Here is a 17,778-nt window from a genome sequence, read left to right as displayed (position 1 = left end):
ATATTCATATGTTTAAAAATTTATATTTTGCAATACGGAAAATCAGAACAGGATTAGCATTGCTAGCCGTTGCTGGAAGTTATATGTATGCCCAGCAATGGGAAAGTGTAGGAGGCATTCAGGATGTATCTGCAGGAGGAAGTGGTTTCAATAATCTTGTTATTGACAATTCAGGAAATTATTATGTGTCCTATTATGATGTTTCTATAGCTAAAGGTTCTGTTCAGAAATTTAGCGGAAGCTCATGGTCTTACTTAGGCGGTGTTCCAGGCGTAACTACAGGAACAGCCACTTATAACTCATTGTCTATAAGTCCAAACGGAAACAGTATTTATTATACCAATCAGCTTGGTTATCCAGGCTCCGGGATGGAAGTACGTTTATTTACAGGCTCTTTATGGTCTCAGCTTCCTAATGCTACAGACAGCTCGGTAAATTATCAGGCTTCTGCGGTATCTTCTGATAATATTATATTCACTTATGGATCTTACGGTTCTGGAACAGTAAAAAAATATTCCGGAGGTGCATGGGAACAGGTAGGAAATGCAGGTTTTTCAGGAGGTGCTGAATTTGCAGAAATGGTAATAGGAACCAATAATATGGTGTATACCTGCAATGTTTCCGGAGGGATAAAAGTATATCAGAACAGTACAGATGCCAGCTCAGCACAAAACTGGACACTGGTAGGCGGAACAGCAGCAGATGATTCTTCATCAGGAGAGCAGTATAATGCTGATATTGCTTTAGATGGAGCAAACAGAATCTATGTTGCTTATGTTTCTAACTCTGGAGGAGGAAGGAAGTTGAATGTCAGAAAGTTTGACGGAAGCTCCTGGGTACAGGTTGGAAATGCCAACTTCTCAGAGGGAAGAGTACAGCATGTTGCTTTAGCCGTAACAGAATCAGGAAAGCCATATGTGGTAGCCAGCCGTTTTGAAAATGATAATTTCCTGAGAAATACCGTTTATCAATTAGACGATTCGCAAAACTGGGTTCCTTTTGGAGGTGATTTTATTTCAGCTGGAGAGGCAAAATACAATGATTTAGCAATAGATAAGGCACAAAATTATCTTGTTTTGGCTTATTCCGACAATACAACAAGGGTGAAAAGAATTTCCCTGAACCTTAATCCGCAAACATGCAGCAATACAGATCCTGGAGCCAGTGTTGGTGATATTGGTTGTGTAAGTTTTATGTATCGCGGACAACAGGTTGCTTATACTACGGTAAGAGGAGCAGACGGAAAAATCTGGCTTCAGCAGAACCTTGGAAGCTTACAGGTGGCTACATCAGTAGCGGATGCGAATTCTTATGGAGACCTTTTCCAATGGGGAAGATGGGATGATGGACACCAGCTTAGAAATTCCCAGATGGTACCAGCACCATCTCCTAATACTCCGGAAGGAGCAAGTACCACTGCTGGAGCTTATGTTGCAGGATCTCCGGCATGGTGGGCAAATTTTGCAAGTGGAGATACATGGAATGGGGCATCACTTGCAGATGTCAATGCTTCAGTAGGTATAGATCCTTGTAAAGCAATAGGACCAGACTGGAAAATGCCTTCTCAGGCAGACTGGACAACTTTAATAGGAGCAGAAAGTATTGGTAATCCGGCAACAGCTTACAGCAGCAATCTCAAATTACCGGCAGGAGGATACAGAAGCTCCAGTGACGGGAACTTTACTTTTGTAGGGCAAAGAGGGTATTTCTGGAGTTCAGATACATCAAGTTTAGGAGCGAAATATCTGTATATCGGATCGACAATTGCGAATCCGTCGGCCGGAGCTATGAGAGGACAGGGATCATCAGTAAGATGCATCAAGCCTACCTCTTCTTTGAGTACTTCAGAAACCAAACTGAATCAATCTGTAATTGGAATTTATCCTAATCCTACAAAAGGAATTCTTATGGTTAAAGCTGATTCAGGGATTGAAAAAGTAAATGTTGTGAACGCTGTAGGACAAAGAATGAATGTGCAGTTCTCGGATCATCAGATCAACATGACTGAACTTCCTTCAGGATTGTATATTGTAGAATTGAAATTAAAGAATAGACAATCCATTTCTAAAAATATTATAAAAGAGTAAGCGAAATTCAATACCGAAGATTTTTGCCAAAAAGAATTAGTTCATTACAATTACTTTTATTGGAAGGCTCATGAAATTTCATGAGTCTTTTTTTATTCGATTTTTTCCGAAAAAAATTAAATATTTTCCGAAAACTGATTCAAAATGATGGTTATGAATAAAAAATAACACTATATTCGATAAAAAATAAGATATGAGAAAATTTTATTCCGTTGTTTTTCTGCTGATTACAATAGGTGTTTTAGGTCAGATCAATTATACAATTTCTCCCAATCCATTCAATGAAACAGATGCCATTACGCTTACAGTTCCAGGTGATCAGATTGACGAGTCTGCCTGGGGAGTTTCCAATAATGCCATTTATATGTGGACCTGGTCGTTTGATACCAATTATCAGAATAGTCAGGATTGCCCTACCAATGGCAGCTGGAACAATTCCAATGATCTGAATAAGCTGAATTATAATGCTGCTACAGATAGTTATTCACTCACTTTTACACCAACTTCTTTTTATGGAAGAACAGGAATCGGAAGATTTGGGTTTTTATTAAAGGATAAGACGGGATCGCATCAGACTTCACCAGATATTTTTGTAAACGTAGGTACTTTAAACTTGACGCTTACAAATCCATTAGTGAACAGCCTCACTTCAGTTCCTACGGGAAATTCCATTACTATTACGGCGACGGCAAGTACCAATGTTACATTTCAGTTAAAAGCTAACGGAACTGTTGTCAATTCAACAACAACGCCTTCACAATCTTATTCTTACAGTTATACGGTTACTCAGGATGCAAATATGGAACTTGTGGCGACACAGGGAACCAATTCCAAAACGGCAGCATTCATTGTACAGGTTCCGAGAAATGTTGTTTCCCAGGCAATACCCAACTGGATCAGACAGGGAATCAATTATCATCCGACAGATCCAACCAAGGTGGGATTGGCTTTATATGCTCCGGGAAAAAATTTTGTACACGTCATAGGAAGCTTCAATAACTGGACGGTGAATGATACCTATTTAATGAAAAAAGACACCACAAATCCCGATCTGTACTGGATTGAACTCAATGGAATCACTCCTCAGCAACTTTATACCTTCCAATACAGAACAAATGATTTGAGAAAAGTAGCAGACCCTTATTCCCCACAAATTTTATCTTCTTACGATGACCCGTGGATTTCGGCTTCTACCTACCCGAACTTACCAGCATTTCCTGCCGGGCAGGGTTTTGAAGTGTCAACATTTAAAACAGGCCAGACCGCTTATAATTGGCAGGTTGCCAATTTTCAAAGACCTGCGAAACAGGATCTTATAGTCTATGAATTATTATTGAGAGACTTTACTCAAGAAAAAAACTGGCAGTCATTGATTGATAAAATCTCGTATTTAAAGAATTTAAAGATCAATGCTATAGAACTGCTTCCCATCATGGAATTTGACGGAAATCTTTCCTGGGGATACAATACTTCTTTCCATTATGCATTAGACAAAGCCTATGGAACTCCGGAAAAATTCAAAGAATTTGTAGATTTATGTCATCAGAACGGAATTGCAGTCATTCTGGATGTAGCGTTTAATCATGCTACAGGACGTTCTCCTTTAGTTAGACTTTGGAATATTGATCCTGATGGTGACGGCTATGGTGATGTTGCACCGAACAATCCTTACTTTAACCAGGTACCGAAACATTCATACAATGTCTTCAATGATTTTAACCATACAAGTCTTTCAACGCAATATTACGTTGAAAGATGTCTTCAGCAATGGCTTACGGAATATCACATAGACGGATTCCGTTGGGATTTAACCAAAGGATTTACGCAAAGCTGTTCTGGAAATGATGAAGCCTGTACCAATGCCTACCAGCAGGACAGAGTGGATATCATGAAAAATTATGCTGATAAACAATGGGCCATTGATCCCAATTCTTATATGATCTTCGAACACCTGGGAACTGATGCAGAAGAACAGCAATGGGCAAATTACAGAATAGCAGAAGGAAAAGGCATTATGCTTTGGAATAAACAGACAGATCCTTACAATCAGAATACGATGGGCTATCAGGAAAACAGCAACTACGACCGTATGAATCACAGTCTTCACGGCTTCACCAATATGAGTGCCGTAGGTTATGGAGAAAGCCATGATGAAGAGAGGCTGATGTTTAAAAACCTTGCCTATGGTGCTATAAACGGAGGTTACAATGTGAAAGACCTGAATACCGCTCTTGAAAGAATGAAAACTTTCGGGGCCACGTTCTTTACTATCCCTGGTCCGAAAATGATCTGGCAGTTTGGAGAATTAGGTTATGAATTCAGCATCAACAGATGTGCGAATGGTACCATCGACAGCGGATGTAGAACCGATGAAAAACCTGTAGCATTCACTTTAGGGTATGATACCAATGCGAACCGAAAAGCAGTGTATGATACGTGGGCTAAAATCATCAACATCAGAAACAGTCATCAGGTTTTTAAATCTAAAACTTACAGTATAGAATCCAATAACCTTACGAATGATCCTACTGGTCTTATCACAAGAATTTATGTGTATGATGCAGCTATTACAACAGGAATAAAGAATGTTGTCGTATTGGCCAATTACACGACTTCCGCACAGAATGTAGTGCCTTATTTCCCTTACACTGGTCAATGGCAGAATTTAATGGATAACAGTATTTCAAATATAGTTTCCACAACGGCTCCGATCACTTTACAGCCCGGAGAATTCAGAATCTTTGGAAATTATGCAGGTGCGTTGTCTACTGTAGATGCCAATGCGGTCAACAAATTATCTCTTCAGATTGCGGATAATCCGGTTCGCAACGGAATCGCTCACCTCGTTTTCAATAAAGCAAAAAAAGGTGAAATTTCAATTTTTGATATGACCGGTAAAAAACTGGATACTTTCAAACTGGATAAAGAGAGCGGAACTTACGATGCGAAGGTTGATTATCCAGCAGGCACTTATCTTGTGCAGTTGAAATCAGATACAGGAATAGCCATTCAAAAGATGATTATTGAATAAAATAAATTATAAAATAATAAAGGCAAATTTGCGGATCAGCAGATTTGCCTTTTTTTGTAAGTTCAAAAAAATAGTCTACTTTTGCAGTAGATTTATCAAGAAAGGTGGAGGGATTTGGCCCGGTGAAACCTTAGCAACCTACACGGTTCCAGAAGTGTAAAGGTGCTAATTCCAACCCTTTGGGGGAGATAAGTGAAGTCAATATTCTATATAAATTCCATTTCTTGAAGTCTTGTGTATCTGCGGAAAGATCCGTCAGATTCGTATTATTAATTGGCAAGAATAAAAATGAAAAAATTAAGCACAGCTGTATTATTGCTTGGAGCAATTCTGGTCGCGGCTCAGGAAAGTGAGGAAAAAGGAAATCAGATCGAAGATATCATCATCGTCGGAAACCGTAATGTCAAAAGAACAAAGCTGGAGACACCGGTTCCTGTAGATGTAATTAATATCGACAAAATCCAGAGAAGTTCTCCCCAAATGACTGCTCAGGATCTCCTGAATTATGTGATTCCATCGTTTAATGCAGTGAGACAGTCTGCTTCTGATGGTACCGAACATATTGACCCTGTTACTTTAAGAGGTATGGGACCCGATCAGGTTTTGGTGTTACTTAACGGAAAGAGAAGACATTCTACTTCTTTGGTAAATTATCAGAATACCGTGGGAAATGGTTCTGTAGGAACAGATTTGAGTACCATTCCCGTAATTGCAATTGATAGAATAGAAGTATTAAGAGACGGAGCAGCTGCGCAATATGGTTCTGATGCCATTGCAGGAGTGATCAACATAATTCTTAAGAAAAATACAGGAGCTTCAGCAAGCCTTACCTATGGATTAACCGGAAGAAATGATGGTGATACTTACCAGGCAGGAGTTAACTATGGAACCTCATTAGGAAAGAAAGAAGGCTATATTAATCTTTCATTACAGCTAAGTCACAGAGGAAAAACCACTAGAACGCAAAATCACGACCTGGATATTTTCGGGGATAATTTTGCCTATGAATTTGCTGGTGATGCTGAAGCCGTAAAAGCTGCCAGAGCTGCAGATGATGCAGAAATTGCAAAAAGAGGATTAACACGTGATGATTTTAATTTTCAGATCGGAGATGCCCAGATCAGACAGGGACAGCTGTTTTTCAACTCAGAATATCCTTTTAATGATCATTTTAAACTCTATTCTTTCGGAGGTTTCAGTATTAAAGAAGGAGAAGGGTTTGGTTTCAGAAGACTGCCGAGCGAAAAGTCTAATGTAGTTTCATCCATTTATCCGAACGGATTTCAGGCTACTCTGGCCTCTCAGGTATATGACGTTTCTTATGCTGTAGGTGCGAAATATAATGTTAACGACTGGCTATTTGACCTTAGTAACACCTTTGGAAGCAATACTTTCAATTATAATGTAAACAATACGAATAATGCTTCTCTGGGTGCAAAATCACCCACAAGTTTTTATGCAGGCGCCCATAGTTTTCTGCAGAATACCATTAATCTTGATGTTTCTAAAAATATAAACCGTTTCAATATCGCATTTGGGGGAGAATTCAGATTTGAACAATACCAGATTAAAGCGGGTGACGAAGCATCCTATACCCAATATGACATCAATGGAAATGTAGCCACTGAAGGATCAACAGTGCTTGGTGCAGGCGGATCTCAATCCTTCATCGGATTCTCTCCCAACAATGCCTTGAAGAAAGACAGACATTCCACGGCAGTATATGCAGATGTTTCCTATGATTTGGATAAAAAACTCAACATTGACGCTGCTGCCAGATTTGAAAATTATTCAGATTTCGGAAATACCTTGAATGGAAAACTCGCTGTACGATATGAGTTTGTAAAAAACTATGCGGTAAGAGCCGCTGTTGGGACAGGATTCAGAGCACCATCATTGCAACAACAGTATTTTAATAATTCCTATGCGGATATTTCTACTTCGGGTTCTAAGATTGTTACCAAAGGAATATTCAGCAACGATAGCGAAGCCGCTAAAATTCTTGGATTTGATAAACTCAAACAGGAAACTTCTGTCAATGCAAGTGCTGGATTTACGCTGAAACCTTTAAACAACTTGACAATTACTATAGATGGATACTGGATCAAAGTAAAGGATAGAGTTGTGATCACCAGCAATATAACAGATAAAAGACTGGATCAGTTTAAGGTAGAAAGCGGAAGATTCTTCGCCAATGCCATTGATACAGAAACGAAAGGAGTAGATGTAGTGGTTTCCTATGACTGGATTCTTGGGAATGGAAAATTAAATTTGAATCTTGCCGGAAACTATACGGAAACAAAAATCACAGATTTTCATTTTCCTGAAAACTTAGGAACGCCTCAGGATCAGTTTTTTGGTCCCGATCAGATCAATATCATTGAAACCCTGTCTCCAAAAACAAAAGCTTCATTAGGATTAAATTATGGAATAGGAAAATTCAGTTTTCTCGTAAGAAATACCTATTTTGGTAAGGTAATAAGAGATGGTTATCCGTTTGGAGACGTGCAGGAATTCTCACCAAAAGTAGTGACAGACATCAGCGTTGGGTATGATATTACTAAAAGTATCAATTTTACAGTAGGAGCCAACAATATATTTGATGTCTTTCCGGACCGCCAGATTTATAAAAATTCATATTATGGAGTATTCAAATATGCGCCTGTACAGATGGGAACGCTGGGGAATTATTTCTTCGGAAGGCTTAATTTTAATTTTTAATCATTAAATGAGTACTTCCTCACATCAGATTGGCTGGAAAACAGCCGCAGCCATCGTCGTTTCCAATATGATCGGAACAGGGATTTTTACCACCTTGGGATTTCAGCTTTCCGATATTACCAACACCTACAGTATTTTCCTGCTATGGAGCATCGGAGGAGTTCTCGCATTGTTCGGAGCTTTTTGCTACGCAGAATTGGGCTCCCATTTTAAAGGAAACGGAGGCGATTTTATTTATCTTAAAGAAACCTATCATCCGATTTTCGGATATCTCATAAGCTGGATTTCGCTCATCATAGGATTTTCCTCTCCCGTAGCGCTGGCTGCTTTGGCTATGTCAAAATACCTTTCTGTATTTGATTATAGCTTCGGAAACGGATTTGCCATAGCCGCGATATTCCTGGTGGCAATTGCATTATCATTCAGCCTGAAAACATCCAGCAGGTTTCACAACTTTTTTACATTCATTAAAATCGCTTTTATTATTGTACTGGTTATTCTTGGAGTAGGAATTTCAAATTCACCCCAGATCGGCAACAGCCTTAATTTCAGTGACAGCTGGCAGAATGAGATCATGCTTCCTGCCTTTGCAACCTCTCTGGTATTTGTGACCTATTCATACACAGGCTGGAATTCAGCTTCCTATATTGCGGGAGAAATAAAGGATGTACAGAAAAACCTTCCTAAATCATTGATTATAGGAACTGTTTTTGTGACGGTAAGCTATATTCTGGTGAATTATATTATGCTGAAACACGCTCCTGTAAATCAGCTGGCAGGAAAAGAAGATGTGATGGGCGAAGCAGCAGTCAATATGTTGGGTCCGGCTTTTGGAAAAATTGTTAATATTTTTATAGCCCTGCAGCTGATTGCAACCATAAGCGGATACTTGTGGGTTGGCTCAAGACTGACACAGGCTTTTGCAAAACATACCCACATCTGGAAACCATTGTCATCTGGAAATGCAAAAGGAATTCCGGTAAGAGCTATCTTTGCCCATGCTGTGATTGCTGCTATTATTATTTTAACGGGAAGCTTTAAAGAAATTTTTGTTTATACAGCTTTTATACTACAGCTTTTTGCCAGTCTTGCGATTTCGACGGTTTTCTTTCTGAAGAAAAAAGACAGAAAAATCTTTAAGTCGAATGCTTTCCATATTTTTCCGGCAGTTTTTCTTTTGTTCAGTATCTATATCCTCTATTTTACATTCATTCATAATCCTAAGGAAAGCTTGATAGGATTGGGAATTATCGCTGTAGGAATTATTTTATATCTGATAGACAGAAGACTTTCTAAAGGATATCAAACTTAGTTTTGATGATTCAGAAAGGGAATAAACAGATTGGCAAATCTACCTTTTTGTGGTTTTGCATCCTTTATCCCTAATGCTCTCAAAAATTTATGATGATTTGGAATTTTAATTTTGAATTAATAATCCTTATCTTTGCACCCACAAAATTTCTACAATGTCTAAATCATTAATTCCAAAATTAGAAGCTATAAAACAAAGATATAATGAGGTTGCAGACCTTATTATACAGCCTGATGTCATTTCAGACCAAAAAAGATATTCTTCTTTGAACAAAGAATATAGTGATTTGGGAAAAATTGTAAGAGTTTACGATCAGTACAAAGGGGCTCTGGATAGTATCGCAGAATCTGAAGAAATCATTGCAGATGGTTCAGACAGAGATCTGGTAGATCTGGCTAAAGAAGAAAAACTGGAAGCTCAGGCTAAACTTCCCGGATTGGAAGAAGAGCTGAAAGTATTGCTGATTCCTAAAGATCCTGCAGATGACAAAAACGTTATCGTGGAACTACGTGCCGGAACCGGAGGTGATGAAGCCGCTATTTTTGTGGAAGATATCTACAGAATGTATACCATGTATTTCAAAACAAAAGGATGGAGACATGAAGTTACAGATTCTAACGAAGCAGCGAAAGGATACAAGGAATTGATCATGAAAGTGGAAGGAGAAGGTGTTTACGGAATCATGAAGTTTGAATCCGGAGTTCATCGTGTACAACGTGTACCTGAGACAGAATCTCAGGGAAGAGTACACACTTCTGCCATTACGGTTGCAGTTCTTCCGGAAGCTGAAGAAGTAGATTTTGAACTGAATCCTGCAGATATTGAAATGCAGACTTCCCGTTCAGGAGGTGCTGGAGGTCAGAATGTAAACAAGGTTGAAACGAAAGTTCAGCTTACCCACAAGCCTTCAGGACTTGTTGTGGTTTGTCAGCAGGCTCGTTCTCAGCTGGCTAACCGTGAGCTGGCGATGGAAATGCTGAGAACAAAATTATACGATATCGAATTACAGAAAGTACAGGGAGATATTGCAGCACAGCGTAAATCCATGGTTTCTACCGGTGACCGTTCTGCAAAAATTAAAACGTACAATTATCCGCAAGGTAGAGTTACAGACCATAGAATCAACAAGTCTATGTACAACCTTGATGCTTACATGAATGGCGATATTTCTGAAATGATTGATGCCGTAATCATGGCAGAAAATGCAGAAAAGATGAAAGGGGAAGAAGAAAATTACTAAAAATCGAAATAAAATAAAACACAGCCTCTGATTTTTCAGAGGCTTTTTTACATACTAAATACAATTTAAACTATGAAAAACTACAAAATTATTTTCCTGCTATTGCTTTCCGTGATGGGACAGCAGCTGATGGCTCAGACAGAAGTGAAGAAACCCAAAGAAGCCTTTGAACTCTTTTTCGGAACTTTTGTGAATAATGATGAAACAGCTTTGAACAAACTTAACGATTATCTAAGACCTACTGTAGAAGGTCAGAATGCGTATCAGGTAGATTTTAAGGAAACTTCAAAAGAAATGATAAATGGCAGCGTTGAGAATTTTCTGGCTGCTTTCCCAAAAGCTACGGCTTCAACATGCAAAAAAGAGGCGGAAGAGTATTTTATCGCGATGTTTGGGAATTTTAAAACAGGAAAACTGACTGTTAAAAATGTAAAAGTTGTCCCGAATGAATATGTTAAGGACGAAAAAATTGCAGAAATAAGTTATTCCGTAAGCTTTCTGGTTCCCTCGAAATTAACTTCCGGACCAAAAGGCGATCTGAGTAAAATAAAAGCAGAAGAACTGAAAAAATATCTGGTTCAAGCAGCTCAGGATTTCAAGAATGCTGATAAAACAGTAACAGCTGATCAGAGTTTTAATCTTTACGAAATGAAAGTAGGAGACAAAATATATTATTGGAACGGAAGTCCGGATGAAATTGTTTCCAATCTTACCGATTTCTATTTTGAAAGTTTCGGAGCTAATGAATAGTCTAAAAGTACCATCATAAAGAATAGAAAAGTCCCAATACAACGGGACTTTTTTTATTTCACATACTTTGCGTATTTTTGAGAAAAACCGATCAGTATGAATTTTAAGCCTATATTGTTAACCGCTGGAGTATTGTTTTCAGCATCTTTTTATTCTCAGAAAATGAATTATCCTAAAGCATTAAAAGGAAACCAGACAGATACCTATTTTGGAACTGCCGTTTCTGATCCTTTCAGAGATCTGGAGAATGACTCTGAACCTACAAAAAAATGGGTGGATGAAGAAGTTGCTTACAGCCAGAATTACCTTTCTAAGATTCCGTTCAGGGATAAAATTAAAAATCAGTTGAAGGAAATCTGGAACTATGAAAAAATTTCTGCACCTTTCAAAGAAGGAGATTATACCTATTATTATAAAAACGATGGTCTGCAGGCGCAATCTGTTTTGTACAGAACCAACAACAAGACCAATGCTACAGAAGTATTTTTAGATCCTAATAAATTTTCAGAAAAAGGAACGACATCTCTTTCCAATCTTTCATTCAATAAGAAAGGAAACCTTGCAGCTTATTCTATTTCCGAAGGAGGAAGCGATTGGAATAAGATCATCATCATCGATGCTGTGACTAAAAAACAGATTGATGAAACTTTACTGGATGTAAAATTCAGTGGAATTTCATGGCAGGGAGACGAAGGCTTCTATTATTCAAGCTATGACAAACCTAAAGAAGGAACAGTACTTTCCGGGATGACGGATAAGCACAAAGTATACTTTCATAAACTGGGAACAAAACAGTCTGAAGATAAATTGATTTTCGGAGGAGATAAGACCCCAAGAAGATATCTTAGTGCCGGAGTTTCTGAAGATCAGAGATATCTTATCATTTCTGCTGCTAATGCCACGAATGGTAATGAACTGTACATAAAAGACCTTCAAAAAGGCGGAGATTTTGTGCAGATTATGAACGGGTTTGACATTAATGCCAGCATCGTAGATACACAAGGTGATGATCTTTTCATTTTTACAGATAAAGATGCTCCGAATATGCGTCTTGTAAAAACTACCATTGCTAATCCGGCTCCTGCAACATGGAAAGACGTAATTCCACAAACTGAAAACGTATTGGGAATCTCTTCAGGGGGAGGATATTTCTTTGCAACCTACATGATTGATGCGATAGACCAGGTAAAACAGTTTGATAAAACCGGAAAATTGGTGAGAGAAATTACTCTTCCGGGTAAAGGAAATATCTCAGGATTCGGAGGAAAAGAAAAAGAGAAAGATGTTTACTTCTCTTTCAGCAATTATATTACACCGGGAACGACTTATAAATTCAATGTAGATTCCGGAAAGTCTGAAGTCTATCAAAAACCTAAAGTGAAGTTTAATCCGGATGATTATGTTTCGGAACAGGTATTCTATACTTCAAAAGATGGTACAAAGGTTCCTATGATGATTAATTATAAGAAAGGAACTAAACTGGACGGTAAAAATCCTACTATTCTTTACTCTTATGGAGGTTTCAACATCAGCCTTCAGCCGTCATTCTCTGTAGTCAACGCTATCTGGATGGAAAATGGTGGTATATACGCTGTTCCAAACATCCGTGGAGGAGGAGAATATGGTAAGAAATGGCATGATGCAGGAACAAAACAGCAGAAGAAAAATGTTTTTGAAGACTTTATCGCTGCCGGAGAATACCTTCAAAGTAAAGGTTATACTTCAAAAGAATACATGGCCCTTTCCGGAAGATCAAACGGAGGATTATTAGTAGGAGCAACAATGACAATGAGGCCGGACCTTGCGAGAGTAGCCTTCCCGGGAGTAGGAGTGTTGGATATGTTGAGGTATAATAAATTTACAGCAGGAGCAGGGTGGTCTTACGATTACGGTACTGCAGAAGACAGTAAGGAAATGTTCGAATATCTGAAATCATATTCTCCTGTACATAATGTAAAAGCAGGAACTTGCTATCCATCTACAATGATCATTACCAGTGATCATGATGACAGAGTAGTTCCGGCACATTCATTCAAATTTGGAGCAGAACTTCAGGAAAAACAAGCATGTAAAAACCCAATTCTTTTAAGAATTGAAAAGAATGCAGGTCACGGAGCTGGAAGATCAACGGATCAGGTGATCAGTGAAAATGCAGATCTTATATCATTTGCTTTATTTGAGATGGGGATAAAGAAATAACTTAAATTTATACCTATAAGAAAGGCCGGACATTTGTTTGGCCTTTTTCTTTTGCTAAATGAAAGAAAAACAGAATATTAACAGAAGTTTCATGTTTCGTTCAAAAAAATTAACTTTACGGGGACAAAAATAATTGGAATGCGAAAGACAATTTCTGTGAAAAAACCGGATTTTAGTGTATTACCTCAGGAAAAAGAGATTTACAATTTTGAAAAAGACGGCCTTGAACTCAAATCATCCTATGAAAAAAAAGATGTAAAAGATGAATCATTAACGCAGACTTCTCCAGGAATTGCTCCCTATCTGAGAGGGCCGTATTCCACCATGTATGTTCAGAAGCCATGGACAATTCGTCAGTATGCCGGATTTTCCACCGCTGAAGAATCCAATGCTTTCTACAGAAGAAACCTTGCGGCAGGTCAGAAAGGACTTTCCGTAGCATTTGACCTTGCAACGCACAGGGGATATGATTCTGACCATTCAAGAGTGGTGGGAGATGTAGGAAAAGCAGGAGTTGCCATCGACTCTGTGGAGGATATGAAAATCCTTTTCAATGAAATTCCATTAGATCAGATTTCAGTTTCAATGACCATGAACGGAGCTGTACTTCCTATTTTGTCATTCTACATCGTAGCGGCAGAAGAGCAGGGAGTAAAACAGGAGTTACTTTCCGGAACTATTCAGAATGATATTTTGAAAGAATTCATGGTAAGAAATACTTATATCTATCCGCCAGCACCTTCCATGAAGATTATCGCAGATATTTTTGAATATACTTCGCAAAATATTCCCAAATTCAATTCCATTTCCATTTCCGGATACCATATGCAGGAAGCTGGTGCAACGCCTGTACTTGAAATGGCTTATACATTGGCAGATGGTCTTGAATATGTAAGAACAGGAATAAAAGCAGGAATGAACGTAGACGATTTCGCCCCACGGTTATCCTTCTTCTGGGCAATCGGAATGAATCATTTCATGGAAATTGCGAAAATGCGTGCCGCAAGATATATCTGGGCAACCCTTTTGAAACAGTTTAATCCACAGAATCCAAAATCTCTGGCATTAAGAACCCATTCACAAACTTCAGGATGGTCTTTAACGGAGCAGGAGCCTTTCAATAATATTACAAGGACAGCGATTGAAGCGTTGTCTTCAGCATTAGGAGGAACGCAGTCTCTCCATACCAATGCACTGGATGAAGCTATCGCCCTTCCTACAGATTATTCGGCAAAAATTGCAAGAAATACACAGATCATTCTTCAGCAGGAAAGCGGAATATGTGATGTCGTAGATCCGATGGGAGGAAGTAACCTTGTAGAAAGCCTTACTCAGCAAATGATTGAGGAAGCAATGAGGTATATTGATGAGGTAGAGCAGGAAGGAGGAATGACCAAAGCCATTGAAGCCGGAATTCCAAAAATGAGAATTGAAGAAGCCGCAGCAAAAAAACAGGCTAAGATCGATAGTGGTGAGGAATTCATTATCGGAGTCAATTCATTCAAATCCTCATTGAAGCAGGATCAGATAGAAATTTTAGATATTGACAATACTGAAGTTCGCAGAAAACAAATTGAAAGGTTAAATACGATCAAAGCAGAAAGAAATACAGAAGCTGTTGGGCAAATCCTGAATGACATCCGCGAAAGTGCGAAAACAGGAAAAGGAAACCTTCTGGCTCTATGTATCGAAGCCGCAAGAAGAAGAGTAACCCTCGGCGAAATGAGTGATGCCATGGAAGAAACTTTTGGAAGATATAAAGCAAATATTAAAACAATCTCTGGTGTATACGCAATGAATGCCGGTAAAAACGAATACTTTGAAAAAGCCCTTAATCTGACTCAGAAATTTGAAGAAGAAGAAGGACGCCGCCCAAGGCTAATGGTCGCTAAAATGGGGCAGGATGGACACGATAGAGGCGCGAAAGTAGTAGCTACAGCATTTGCCGATATGGGATTTGACGTAGACGTTGCTCCATTGTTTCAGACGCCGGAAGAAGTGGCTAAGCAAGCGGTAGAAAATGATATTCACATTTTGGGAGTTTCTTCATTGGCTGCAGGACACAAAACATTAGTTCCGCAGGTAGTGGAAGAATTATCTAAACTGGGAGCAGACGATATTACCATCGTTGTAGGAGGAGTGATTCCGCAACAGGATTATGAATTCCTTTATGCCAATGGTGCTGACTTTATTTTCGGGCCCGGCACCAATCTTCCGAAATGTGCAGTGGAAATTTTAGAAAGATTTTTAGAAAAATAAATAGAAAAACTTAATTTCTGTACTGAAATTAAAACATAACCTATGAATCTGAAAAATATAATAAAGCCTACGAGGAAAAAGCTGTTTCTTCTCGTAGGCTTATTTATTATCGCCGGTGCTTTCCTTTTAGCTTCAGGAAAAAATAAATCCATACAAAGCTCAAAAACCGTTGCAGATACTGCTTTGGTTAAGGAACATTTGACAGCACTTACCCAAACAGCGCAATTTAGAAATCATAAAAATATTGACCAGCTGAGTCATATCGCAGATTATATTCATCAGACGTTTGCTCCTTATGGAGACAGTACCGCTTTTCAGGAATATAAAGTAGACGGGAAAATTTACAAAAACGTTATTACTTCTTTTGGAACAGAAAATACCAAACGGATCATTATTGGAGCACATTACGACGTTTGTGGAGATCAGCAGGGAGCAGACGATAATGCCACCGGAGTTACTGCCTATTGGAGCTCGCTAGAATGTTGAAAGGACAGAAGCTGAAGTACAGAGTAGATTTGGTTGCTTACACGCTGGAAGAGCCGCCTTATTTCAGAACCGAAAATATGGGAAGCTATATTCATGCAAAATACTTAAAAGACAACAAAATTGATGTCTATGGAATGGCCAGTGTAGAAATGATAGGTTATTTCCGAGACGAAAAAGGTTCTCAGGGTTTTCCTATAGGTATTCTTTCCTGGATATATGGTGATCAAGGAAATTTTATTATGTTGGCTAAAAAGATGACTGGAGCAGGCCCATTTGTAAAAAGCTTTATTAAAAATTTTAAAGGCTCAAAGCAGATCAAAACAGAGACGTTCTCTGCTCCCAAATTCATTGCAGGAATAGACTATTCCGACCATTTGAACTATTGGAATTTTGATATCCCTGCCCTCATGATCACCGATACTTCTTTCTTCAGAAATAAAAATTATCACCAAACTACGGATACTTTGAAAACACTGGATACAAAACGGATGACAAAGGTAATTGATGCCATTTTTCTCAGTATTATTCACCTGAAGTGAAAAAAAATATTATGATTTTCAGAAAAATGTATATATTTGCACGTGAAAATCAAGTTTAACCAATAAAAAACAACGAAGCAATGTTCAGAGCTAATCAGAATTCTACAGTTGGATTGCCACTTATGGTGGTAAGGCTTCGCGGTTTGGTACATTCTTAGAATAACAGTACAATGAAATATCAGAACCCGAAGTCGTAGAGATTTCGGGTTTTTTATTGCGCAATATTTCAAACTTCAAGTTTCCCCGAAATCTTTTTTTAGTGTCATTAAGGGCAAAATAGGAGGAGGTCATTCCTCAGAACTATTAAGTCTATTATTAATCCATTCAACTAGTATTTTAGTTGATTAAAAGTTGTGTGAGATAAAAAATAATTAAGTTTCTATAATCTCACATCAGGCTTCTGTTCACAATGGAAAATGATAACCTTCTGCATTTCCGCCTGAGAAGCGTAAGAAGCAGAAAAAGAACAATTAGAAAAGATGTAGAAAAGCAGATAAGAACAAAATACAAACGTAGTAGAGAGCTCTGGAAAATAAGAAGAAATCTTCCGTTGATACCATTAGATAAACCTTATCAAAAAGGATTTGTAAGATTCTTTGTCGTAAGGGATGATGTAAAACAATCCAAGGACGGAGATTTTTTCGAAGGAATTTTAAAGAAGATAAATACCTATATGTATTCTGATAACCGAAAATTTCTAAAAAAGAAAAGAAAATTAGGAAGAAAGATATATGTAGAAAGAGAACAGAAGCTCAGGTATATTACTTCATTTTCCTGGAATTATCCAAAATGGGAACTTACCGACAGAGAAAGACAATACTTTGAAAAGAAGGATGACTATTGTCCTGTCCGTAAAATATTCGGAACCTACTACAAATTTACTGAACCATGGAGATTTACTCTGAGAGTAAAACCCAACATGATTACTCATTACAAACCCTTGGATCTGGAGCTGGAAAAAGAATATGCGGCGCTGGATTCCTATTTGGGACAGCATAAGGTAATAGGGATTATTCACAAGACTATTTTATGTAAGTCGAATCCATGGAAAGAAAGGTATCAAAGAGAACTTATCAAAAGCAGGAAATATGTTACCTGCACAATGTCTGCAACAGAGATTGCAGAAAGCTTACAGGACTTATAGGTCCAACTGT

General features: G+C 38.3%; 9 protein-coding genes, 1 pseudogene and 1 riboswitch. All 10 genes and pseudogenes read left to right on the top strand.

Features of this window, described 5'->3' with window-relative positions; translation table 11 throughout:
* Window positions 1-8 precede the first annotated feature (8 nt).
* The 10 genes and pseudogenes from A1704_RS21520 (at window position 9) to A1704_RS21475 (ending at window position 17,768) form a co-directional block, all read left to right on the top strand.
* Window positions 9-2,087 carry a T9SS type A sorting domain-containing protein gene (locus tag A1704_RS21520; protein ID WP_062676057.1) on the top strand — a complete coding sequence of 693 codons (2,079 nt, stop codon included), beginning with the start codon at window positions 9-11 and terminating at the stop codon, window positions 2,085-2,087.
* A 193-nt stretch (window positions 2,088-2,280) separates the two neighbouring features.
* Window positions 2,281-5,118, top strand: a complete 2,838-nt coding sequence (locus A1704_RS21515) for an alpha-amylase family glycosyl hydrolase (RefSeq protein WP_062676056.1) — start codon at window positions 2,281-2,283, stop codon at window positions 5,116-5,118.
* 89 nt (window positions 5,119-5,207) lie between these two features.
* A riboswitch (SAM riboswitch) is annotated at window positions 5,208-5,313 on the top strand.
* Window positions 5,314-5,406: 93 nt separating this feature from the next.
* A complete protein-coding gene (locus A1704_RS21510) occupies window positions 5,407-7,839 on the top strand; it encodes a TonB-dependent receptor plug domain-containing protein (protein ID WP_062676055.1) in 2,433 nt (810 codons plus the stop codon).
* A 7-nt stretch (window positions 7,840-7,846) separates the two neighbouring features.
* Window positions 7,847-9,151 carry an APC family permease gene (locus A1704_RS21505; protein ID WP_062676054.1) on the top strand — a complete coding sequence of 435 codons (1,305 nt, stop codon included), beginning with the start codon at window positions 7,847-7,849 and terminating at the stop codon, window positions 9,149-9,151.
* A 154-nt stretch (window positions 9,152-9,305) separates the two neighbouring features.
* Window positions 9,306-10,391, top strand: coding sequence for a peptide chain release factor 1 (prfA, locus tag A1704_RS21500; protein ID WP_062676053.1), 1,086 nt, complete (start codon window positions 9,306-9,308; stop codon window positions 10,389-10,391).
* Window positions 10,392-10,463: 72 nt separating this feature from the next.
* Window positions 10,464-11,141: a hypothetical protein gene (locus A1704_RS21495; RefSeq protein ID WP_062676052.1), complete on the top strand. Its 678-nt coding sequence runs from the start codon at window positions 10,464-10,466 to the stop codon at window positions 11,139-11,141.
* 96 nt (window positions 11,142-11,237) lie between these two features.
* Window positions 11,238-13,340 carry a prolyl oligopeptidase family serine peptidase gene (locus A1704_RS21490; RefSeq protein WP_062676051.1) on the top strand — a complete coding sequence of 701 codons (2,103 nt, stop codon included), beginning with the start codon at window positions 11,238-11,240 and terminating at the stop codon, window positions 13,338-13,340.
* A 138-nt stretch (window positions 13,341-13,478) separates the two neighbouring features.
* Entirely contained in the window at window positions 13,479-15,599 is a 2,121-nt protein-coding gene (gene scpA, locus A1704_RS21485; protein ID WP_062676050.1) for a methylmalonyl-CoA mutase, read from the top strand.
* Between the two features lie 42 nt (window positions 15,600-15,641).
* Window positions 15,642-16,624: pseudogene (locus A1704_RS25100) on the top strand (M28 family peptidase).
* A 409-nt stretch (window positions 16,625-17,033) separates the two neighbouring features.
* Window positions 17,034-17,768: a hypothetical protein gene (locus A1704_RS21475; protein WP_062676049.1), complete on the top strand. Its 735-nt coding sequence runs from the start codon at window positions 17,034-17,036 to the stop codon at window positions 17,766-17,768.
* The last annotated feature ends 10 nt before the right edge of the window (window positions 17,769-17,778 follow it).

This window comes from Chryseobacterium cucumeris, assembly GCF_001593385.1.
Lineage (GTDB): Bacteria > Bacteroidota > Bacteroidia > Flavobacteriales > Weeksellaceae > Chryseobacterium > Chryseobacterium cucumeris.
The sequence above is the reverse complement of the archived record's forward strand: the minus strand, read 5'-3'. Positions and strand labels throughout refer to the sequence as shown.